The 4,548-nt window shown below is 67.0% G+C and carries 6 protein-coding genes; 4 read left to right on the forward strand and 2 right to left on the reverse strand.

The annotated features are described in order from the left end of the window. Positions 1–325, reverse strand: a 325-nt coding sequence (locus LPZ50_RS22150; protein WP_419195628.1) for an MFS transporter, incomplete at its 3' end; no start/stop codon positions are given. Positions 326–424: 99 nt separating this feature from the next. Between LPZ50_RS22150 and LPZ50_RS22155 the strand changes: the two genes are divergently transcribed. Together LPZ50_RS22155 and LPZ50_RS22160 are read left to right on the forward strand one after the other, a co-directional pair. Beyond that, entirely contained in the window at positions 425–868 is a 444-nt protein-coding gene (locus LPZ50_RS22155; protein WP_230664994.1) for a winged helix-turn-helix transcriptional regulator, read from the forward strand. 3 nt (positions 869–871) lie between these two features. After that, a complete protein-coding gene (locus LPZ50_RS22160) occupies positions 872–1,561 on the forward strand; it encodes a phytanoyl-CoA dioxygenase family protein (protein WP_230664996.1) in 690 nt (229 codons plus the stop codon). Here LPZ50_RS22160 and LPZ50_RS22165 read toward each other — a convergent pair. Then, on the reverse strand, positions 1,550–2,485 hold the full coding sequence (locus LPZ50_RS22165) for a LysR family transcriptional regulator (RefSeq protein ID WP_230664998.1): 936 nt from the start codon (positions 2,483–2,485) through the stop codon (positions 1,550–1,552). The two genes, LPZ50_RS22160 and LPZ50_RS22165, sit on opposite strands and share 12 nt — an antisense overlap. 135 nt (positions 2,486–2,620) lie before the next feature. Between LPZ50_RS22165 and LPZ50_RS22170 the strand changes: the two genes are divergently transcribed. After that, entirely contained in the window at positions 2,621–3,028 is a 408-nt protein-coding gene (locus LPZ50_RS22170) for a RidA family protein (RefSeq protein ID WP_230665000.1), read from the forward strand. A 211-nt stretch (positions 3,029–3,239) separates the two neighbouring features. Further along, on the forward strand, positions 3,240–4,548 hold a 1,309-nt coding region (locus LPZ50_RS22175), incomplete at its 3' end, for an alkaline phosphatase D family protein (protein WP_230665001.1).

Below are 4,548 nucleotides of genomic sequence, written 5' to 3' on the forward strand. Positions count from 1 at the left end.
CCGCGGCCACCGCGGCCAGGGCGGCCACCAGGGCCAGCAACTGCAGCGCCATCAGCCGGCGGCGCTCCAGGCGGTCGCCCAGCGGCACCAGCAACAGCAAGGCCAGTCCGCTGCCCACCTGGGTGGCGGTAATCACGCCGCCGACGGCGGCCTGGCTGATGCCGAAATCGTGCGCCAGGGTGTCCAGCAAGGGTTGCGCGTAGTAGACATTGGCCACGCTCAGGCCGCTGGCCATGGCGAACAGCCGGACCAGGCCGGCGGGTGTGGACGTGCGGGCGCCGGGGCATGGCGTGGCGGCCCAATTAGAGCAAGTACTGGTACGCATGGCGGGCATGTGTTCTGGTTTCAAAATAAAACTGGTTGAATGCTAGGCTATGCAGTTTTAAAATGCAACCGAAATACTGACTTCAATGCGGGCCTTGCCATGCCTAGCCGTACCCCCTTGAATCCCGAGCCCTGCCCCGTGGCGCGCTGCGCCGATGTGATCGGCGACCGCTGGTCGCTGCTGATCGTGCGCGATGCCTTCGATGGGTTGAGCCGTTTTGGCGATTTCCAGCGCAGCCTGGGCGTGGCGCGCAATATCCTGTCGACGCGCCTGCGCAAGCTGGTCGAGGCCGGCGTGCTGAAAACGCAGCCGGCCTCCGACGGCACGGCCTACCAGGAATACGTACTGACGCCGCAAGGCCAATGCCTGTTTCCCGTGGTGGTGGCGCTGCGGCAGTGGGGCGAACGCCACCTGTACGCACGCGGCGAGCGCCATTCCGAACTGATCGATACGCGCACGGGCCGCCCCGTTCCCTACATGGCGCCGCAGGCGGCCGATGGCAGCGAGCTGCCATCGGCCGTAACCTACGTGCGCAAGCGCTAAGCCATGACTCCCGCACAAGCCGAATTTTTCCGGGACCGGGGCTATCTGCGGCTGGAACACTTTCATCCGCGCAAGCGCATGATGGCGTTGCGGCAGCAGGTGCTGGACGCGCTGCGCCGCGCATCCACGAAGGCGGCGCCGAATGCCTTGCAGGCGCTGCCCGTGTTCCAGCAGATCGGCAAGTTGTCGGGCTTGGTAAAAACCGCCGGCCTGCATGACGCGCTGATGTGCCGGGACCTGGCCGACGCCATCACTGCCCTGGCCGGGCGGGTGCCGTCATCCGTCCAGGAAGCGCAATGGCTGCTGTCGCCGCCGCGCCAGGGCGACTGGACACTGCAGGGCCTGAACTGGCACGTGGATATTTCGGCCGGCCCGCGGGCGCCCCTGCCGGGCATCCAGGCATTTTTCCTGGTCGATGACGTGGCCCCGCGCGGCGGGGCCACCCTGGCACTGGCGGGTTCGCACCGCGTGGACGCGCAGCGGGCGGAACCGGCGGGCTCGCTGCGCGGCTTGCTGAAAGCCTCTGCCGACCTGCCGCGCGACCTGCGCGCGCGCGGCCTGGACATTCTGGAAATGTCGGGCCAGGCCGGCGATGTGTTCCTGATGGATATGCGCGTGTTGCACACGCCGTCGGTCAATACGACGAAGCAGATGCGGATGATGGCGACGTCGCGCTGTTTTCTAGCCGCCTGAGCCCGCGCGGGCCTTGTCCCTGGGGGCATGGCGTTCCATCAGTTCCACGACCCAGTCGATGAACACCCGCAGTTTCGCGCTGACATGGCGATTGGGCGGATACGCCAGGTACATGGGCATGGTGTCGAGCCGCCAGGCCTCGAACAGCCGCACCAGTTCGCCGCGTGCCACGGGTTCGCGGGCCATGTAGTCGGGCAGCCACAGCACGCCCAGCCCGGCCAGGCCGGCGGCCAGGTACGCGTTGCCGTCGTCCACTGACAGCGCATACTGGCCATGCACCTTGATGCTTTCGCGCTCGTTGTGCATGGCATAGGGAAAGGCCTTGCCGGTGCGCGCCCACCGGTACCCCACGATGCGATGATGGGTGTTTTCCAGGTCTTGCGGATGCGCGGGCGTGCCCGCCTGCCGCAGGTAGCCGGGTGCGGCATAGACGCCCAGCCGCAGGTCGCCCACGTGCCGCGCCGCCAGCGACTGGTTCAACAGCTCGCCGCCACGCACCACGCAATCCACGTTTTCGTCTATCAGGTCGACCATGCGGTCGCTGACACCCAGGTCGAGCTGGATGCCAGGGTAGCGGGCGTGGAAGCCGGGCAGGGCGGGCACCAGGATAGTGCGGGCGAACGGGCTGGGCACGTCCACGCGCAGGCGGCCGCGGGGCTGGGTCGCGTTGCCGGACAGGCTGGTCTCGGCGTCGTCCAGGTCGGCCAGCAGGCGCAGCACGCGTTCGTAGTAGGCGGCGCCGTCGGCGGTGACCTTGACCTTGCGGGTGGTGCGGTTCAGCAGCTTCACACGCAGCCGCGCTTCCAGTTGCTGCACCAGCTGGGTGACGGTGGTCTTGCTCATGTGCAGCGTATCGGCCGCCTTGGTGAAACTGCCGGTTTCCACCACGCGGGCGAAGGCCTGCATTGCATCGTAGCGGTCCATGGGGGCCCCTGGGTATCGGTGATTGTTTGGATTCTACAAACAGTGCTGCGTGGAGTTGCCTGTTTATCGGCTGCGCGCGCGTCCGTAAAGTGTCTACATCGTTAACCGGGCCGGCTGGCCCAGATGGAGAAATCGATGAGCAAGCGTGATGTAGTGTTTCCCCCCGGACGTCAGGCGCTGTATGAAAAGTACCGTTATTCAGCAGCGGTGAAGGCCAACGGTTTTCTGTACGTGTCGGGGCAGGTGGGCAGCCGCGAAGACGGTTCGCCCGAACCCGATCTGGATGCGCAGGTGCGCCTGGCGTTCACCAACCTGAATGCCATCCTGGCGCAGGCGGGCTGCACGTTCGACGATGTGGTCGATGTGACGGTATTCATGATCGATCCGGCATCCAGGCTGGAAAGAATCTGGAGCATCGTGCCCGAGTTCTGGGGCGATGCGCCGCACCCGGCGCTGACGGCGGTGGGCGTGACCTGGCTGGCGGGTTTCGAGTTCGAGATCAAGGCCGTGGCAAAGCTGCCCGCGGCGGCAAGCGCCGATTGACCTGACGGCCGGCAATTGCGGCTTTCGTGCGGGGCCGGCATCCCGCGGGATGCCGGCCGCCCGGCCGCGCTGCCCTGCCTGCATTCTGTCACGTCCATGCAATGCCCGGATGCGGTAATAGCCGCGCCATCGGGCGGCTGTCATGCAACGGCGCCCGCTTTTTCCACCACGGCGCCAACGCCGGCGCCGCCAAACGGGCCGTATCCTGGACATGGATCGCAGAAAATTCCTGAAGTGGGGCAGCTTTCTCACGGTTTCGACTGCCGCGCTGGGCCTGGCCGGGTGCCATAACAGCGGCAATGACGATGACGGGGACGACGGCGGCGGCGACGGCGGCGCCGTCTACCAGTATCCGCAAGGAGTGGCCTCGGGCGACCCGCGGCCCGACAGCATCATCCTGTGGACCCGGGTGCTGGGCGAAGACGGCGCGGCCGTGCCGCTGCGCGTGCAGATGGCGCGCGACGAAAGCTTCAGCGAACTGCTGCTGGACGAGGCCATCACGGCCGAGCCGGATTGGGACCATACCGTGCGCCACAAGGTGCTGGGGCTGGATGCCGCCAGCACCTATTACTACCGCTTCGTGGCCGGCGCCAGCACCAGCCCGGTGGGGCGCACCCGCACCGCGCCGGCGGAATCGGCGGCGGTTGAACAATTGAAGTTCGCCTTCATTTCCTGTCAGGACTGGAGCGTGAACCACTGGGCGGCGTTCGACGAACTGCTGGCGCAAGACCTGGACTTCGTGGTGCACCTGGGCGACTACGTGTACGAAACCGTGAAGGCCGATTTCCAGAGCGGCGCGGTGGAAAGCGCGCATGCGCCGCTGAGCCTGCCCGACGGCACGCCCGGCGCCGATGGCGCCATCTACGCCACCACGCTGGCCGACTATCGCACGCTGTACCGCAGCTACCGGTCCGACCCGCGCCTGCAGGCCCTGCACGCACGCTATCCCATGATCGCCATCTGGGACGATCACGAGTTTTCCGACGACAGCTGGCAGGACCGCCAGACGTACGGCACCGCCGACGACGAGACGCGCCGCACCCCGCGCCGCCGCAGCGCCAACCAGGCCTGGTTCGAGTTCATGCCGGCCGATGTCAGCCTGGACACGGCGAACCCCGCGTTCGACAACATCCAGATCTACCGCGCCTTCCGCTTCGGCAACCTGGCCTCGCTGGTCATGACCGACGAACGCCTGTATCGGGCCGACCACGTCATTCCCGAGCAGCAGGCCGGCAGCGAGATCGGCAGCCGCTACTTCGTTCCCAAGGCCACGCTGGCCGGTGTCGAAGCCATGAAAATGGGTGCCGCCGGCGGCACCCTGACTCCGGTGTCCATCCTGGGGGACACCCAGCGAGACTGGTGGAAAACGCAGATGCGCGGCAGCACCACCACCTGGAATCTGTGGGGCAATGAAGTCTCGCTGCTGCGCATGCAGTTCAACGGCGTGCTGGCTGTCGCCGGCCTGATGGCGCAAGGCCTGGCGGCCGCGCAGCCCGCCCTGGCGCCGCTGACGCAGGCCA

This window comes from Bordetella petrii (genome assembly GCF_020991325.1).
Lineage (GTDB): Bacteria > Pseudomonadota > Gammaproteobacteria > Burkholderiales > Burkholderiaceae_B > Bordetella_A > Bordetella_A petrii_E.

Bases quoted from the DNA above. Each gene is read 5' to 3' on its own strand.
- LPZ50_RS22170 (WP_230665000.1), top strand. From the start codon at position 2,621: ATGAGCAAGCGTGATGTAGTGTTTCCCCCCGGACGTCAGGCGCTGTAT.
- LPZ50_RS22165 (WP_230664998.1), bottom strand. From the start codon at position 2,485: ATGGACCGCTACGATGCAATGCAGGCCTTCGCCCGCGTGGTGGAAACC.
- LPZ50_RS22155 (WP_230664994.1), top strand. From the start codon at position 425: ATGCCTAGCCGTACCCCCTTGAATCCCGAGCCCTGCCCCGTGGCGCGC.
- LPZ50_RS22160 (WP_230664996.1), top strand. From the start codon at position 872: ATGACTCCCGCACAAGCCGAATTTTTCCGGGACCGGGGCTATCTGCGG.